The organism is Oligoflexus sp., assembly GCF_035638955.1.
GTDB lineage: Bacteria > Bdellovibrionota_B > Oligoflexia > Oligoflexales > Oligoflexaceae > Oligoflexus.
In genome coordinates this window covers 1-3,952 of record NZ_DASQYZ010000328.1, presented here as the reverse complement: position 1 = coordinate 3,952, position 3,952 = coordinate 1, and the positions used below count along the sequence as shown (strand labels likewise).

3 protein-coding genes are annotated in these 3,952 nt (G+C 49.9%); 2 read left to right on the top strand and 1 reads right to left on the bottom strand.

Annotated elements, in window-relative coordinates; genetic code table 11:
• Positions 1-375: 375 nt before the first annotated feature.
• A complete protein-coding gene (locus tag VE954_RS29490; protein ID WP_324959704.1) occupies positions 376-1,263 on the top strand; it encodes a hypothetical protein in 888 nt (295 codons plus the stop codon).
• A 790-nt stretch (positions 1,264-2,053) separates the two neighbouring features.
• Here VE954_RS29490 and VE954_RS29485 read toward each other — a convergent pair.
• Positions 2,054-2,695 (bottom strand): hypothetical protein, encoded by a 642-nt coding sequence (locus VE954_RS29485; protein ID WP_324959703.1) that lies wholly within the window; start codon positions 2,693-2,695, stop codon positions 2,054-2,056.
• A gap of 150 nt (positions 2,696-2,845) precedes the next feature.
• Between VE954_RS29485 and VE954_RS29480 the strand changes: the two genes are divergently transcribed.
• Entirely contained in the window at positions 2,846-3,517 is a 672-nt protein-coding gene (locus tag VE954_RS29480; RefSeq protein WP_324959700.1) for an IS6 family transposase, read from the top strand.
• Positions 3,518-3,952: the final 435 nt, after the last annotated feature.

Below are 3,952 nucleotides of genomic sequence, written 5' to 3'. Positions count from 1 at the left end.
CTTTAAAAGCCGGGTCTCTCTGTTTGTCGTCAGCCGCTCTCACAGTATGAAATGGAGTGCAGTTTCCTTGCGAAAAGGCCTCTGCTTTGATACTTTTCTTCTGTCGATGAATCGGGTGTCTATCATGTACACCATGGTTTTGAGTGACAGCACGTAAATGCCTGATTATGTTCTCATCGCCCCGCGGTCCGCCCAGGACATAGGATGCGGTGAAGTGCACGATGATTATTTCTCTCATCAATCAGAGAGAATAGGATTCGGCCAGAGGATTGGCCTGTGATGCAGGGCGTGTGCCGGCGATCCTGCCAGAGGATGATCCGATGGAGAGCGTGAAGGCCAGGCACCACGGCATGAAACCCGGGAGGACGATGAATAATGCTTGACCGCATAGTCCGCGAGCATAGCTACGCGATGAGTGAGAAGGTGGAACCAACGTCATCAGTGCCTGAGCCGGAGCTGGTTCTTGACTATGACTTTGTGCGAGTGCAGATGCCCAACCGTGTCGAGCAAATCCGCCGTCGTGAGGAGGAGGCTGCACGTCGGAATAAGGAAAGATCACTGGCGGCAGCTGAGAAGGAAGCCCTTGTCGTGCTCGATCGCCGCGCGGCTGACGATGTAGAGACTGCCCGAAAAAAGGTGTCGGACGCGTGGCGTCTGATTGGATTGCGTCGACGACAGGCTGTGTTTGATTTCGTGCGAAGTCGTGATTTGCCTCAGGTTGATGCTATGAATATATCGCTCAGCAAGTCGGTGCTTGACAGCGAAATAGAGCGGGAGGAGAGGGTGGCCGGTGAGCTTTTGGATGATTATCGCTCGCTGCTGCCTGGCCATGATGTTTTCCCGGTATTCATCGGCATGCGTCTTCGCATTGAGGGCACTTGGGGGCGGGTGATCGGCATGAATCTCGAGCGCTGTGCCATGACCAAGTCTGGCACGAAGGGCCAAACCAACTTTGATTGGGAGCGCGTGCTAGGGTGTTTTGCTGCCGGGTCCGGGACCGAAGATGCCGGCAGGGGTGATGACAATATCCTGAAGAAGTTGCGCTTTGAGCACCAGGACTTATGGCCGGAGGACTGGGATTTCCCCTTTGTAACCGGTGCGCGCGTATGCGTGAAAGGACGGTGGGGTGTGATTCTGAAGATAACGGTAAAGCGCACCCTTATTCTGCTCGATGGCCAGCGGAAGGCTGGGGATTATTTCTGGGAACCAATCCTTAAGGAGCAGAAAAAGCTTCGTGAGACAGGCTTTCATGATCCGATTTGAATTGAACAATGATCACTGGCATTTTATTAAATGTTGGTGCTTCTCAGTTTAACAAGGATTGAGGAGCAATGCACTTTTTCGGCTCCAGTCAGGCTCTTTACCAGGAGCTGGTTTCACGGCGCCTGATTGTGATCGATTTTTCCTGCCGCCTTTTTATGGCCATTAACGTCAGTCGTCATGATATAATGGTCACTGCATTTCCGCATTGAAGGCAACGAAAATTGGAAGCGATCGTTTCTCTGCCGGCGTTTCAATGCCGGCAATTTTTTTGTGGCCGGGCTTACGGAGTGATGGCATTATTCGACTGAACAGATGCTTTTTTATGGATCAGCCGCCCATATCTTTTGGTATGGGCGGTTTTTTACGGTTGATCGCTTTATGGTGATAAGTGATGCTCGGCCCGTTACTTCACTGAATTGTGGATTTGGGTACGGCCGCTGGCGATATTGCTGGCGGCTTTTTTTATGGCAAAAGTGCTTCTGATTTGGAATGATATTGTACGCTACAGTTTTCTGCTCTACAGCCAAGGAACTGGCCGCCCCTGCAATTTACAGAGACGGCCTTTTTCGTGGAAAGCTTCTCTGAAGGCACGTGAGACCATTCTCTAAAAATATTTCATACGACAGTCATTTATAAATAAATCCGGAAAATGCGGTTTGTTCTGGAAATTTCGGGCAATTTCGTTGAAATTGAAAGCTGGCGTAAGTCTGTTATCAAGCCCAAAATGTTTGACAGTATTGCTGCCCCTAGGCTCATAGGGGCGGCGGTTTGAACTGATTTGCAAGGTTGATTACGTGGCGAGGGAAATAGGAGCGAAGAAAAAGTGTATCCTGATTTCACGGAAGAGTCGAAGGCCCTTGGGTATTATCCGTTCATCCGCTTTTCGCCGCTTGAATATCTCACGCTGCGTGAGATCCATGGCGATTGGATATTCAAAACTCTTTTTCATGGTTTGGCTGATCCCGGGCGCGTTCATCCTGAATGGGCGATGGTTTTTGCGGGAACTGCTGCACTTTTGCACCGTGATGAGATTATGACAGCAGCCGACGTACATACCGCCATCACCGGCTCGGAGGAAATCAAAAATCGGCGGCAGTATATCAGAAAGTTCGACGACGTATTCTTTAACATCGTATGGCCCGGAATGAAAGCTGGTGCGTTCCATATTCCCGAGCCAGCCCGGTCGATATATCTGACTGATTTTGAAAACTGGCGAAAAAAGCTCAAAGCCAGGACGAACAGATTTAATAATATGTACAAGACTGCCAAGGAAAATACTCCCACTATCACGCGGCGCCCGGCACTTCAGCCCCGGAAATGTTTGCGAAGGAGCCTTTTTCCGTCGTTGCAGTGCACGGACACTGTTTCTCCCAAAACGCTCTTCAGATCTGTCGACCCTTGCTCCACAGTCGCTATCCGCTACATTGCTCATTCAGCCGACTCCGTCATCCCTAACGTCGTCTCCAGTGCCTTACTTGTACCGCTTGCACACCGGGTTCTCCCCGTTGTGTTGCAAAAAACCTCTGGTATTTTGACCTGGGACTCGTCATATTCGCCAGCTCACCGTATCCAGGGAGTGGTTGTGGCGCTGAGCTTCAAAGGACGGCATTTCCAAAAGTCGATTATTCTGACCTCCATCCGCTGGTATCTCAGCTATAGGCTCTCCACGAGGGACCTCGAGGAAATGATGGCTGAACGCGGCGTTCACGTCGATCACTCGACCATCCATAGGTGGGTTCTTCACTATACCCCTCAGCTCGAAGCAGAATTTAGAAAGCGAAAGAGGTCCGTGGGAGCCAGCTGGCGCTGGGATGAAATGGCCATCAAGGTCAAAGGAAAGCTCAAATGGCTTTACCGCGCAGTGGATGAGGATGGTGAGACCATTGATTTTCTTCTCGCGGCAAAGAGGGATCAGAAAGCTGCTCTCAGGTTTTTGAAAAAGGCCGTTCGTCAGCACGGTGTCCCCGGAAAGATCAATACGGATAAGTCAGGGGCAAACGCCGCCGGCCTTAAGGCTTTCAATCATGAGCATTCCACCGACATTGATCTCCGGCAGGTGAAATATCTTAACAATATTGTCGAGAAGGATCACAGGCGGGTCCGGCAAAGGACAAGGTCCATGCTCGGCTTCAAGACCTTCATGTCGGCTGCGAAAACGATTGCCGGCATTGAGATGATGGCCATGATCAAAAAAGGTCAGATTGATATCCCGGGCTCCACTCCATTCGAGCAATTTTACGCCCTCGCAGGATAACTGCGTCCAGGGAATGATCCCTTCAGAAACTCACTTCTACCTTGGAAATGTTTGCGACAGAGCCAACGGAATCGTTCACATATGATGAAATCGATCGACTGAAAACCTTTACCAGTCCTGATCTCAAAACCGTCACAATGTCACCAAGCGAAGTACATGAATGTAATCAAGCAAATTCATTTTCTGATTATTTCGCTGATTATCTTAAAGGTCGCTTGAAATTGCTTCGTAGTTAGGCCCGTAAGGACTCCCTAAAGCTATCCTGAACGGGGAGACTTTTCCTGATAAATAATCCTTTAAAAGCCGGGTCTCTCTGTTTGTCGTCAGCCGCTCTCACAGTATGAAATGGAGTGCAGTTTCCTTGCGAAAAGGCCTCTGCTTTGATACTTTTCTTCTGTCGATGAATCGGGTGTCTATCATGTACACCATGGTTTT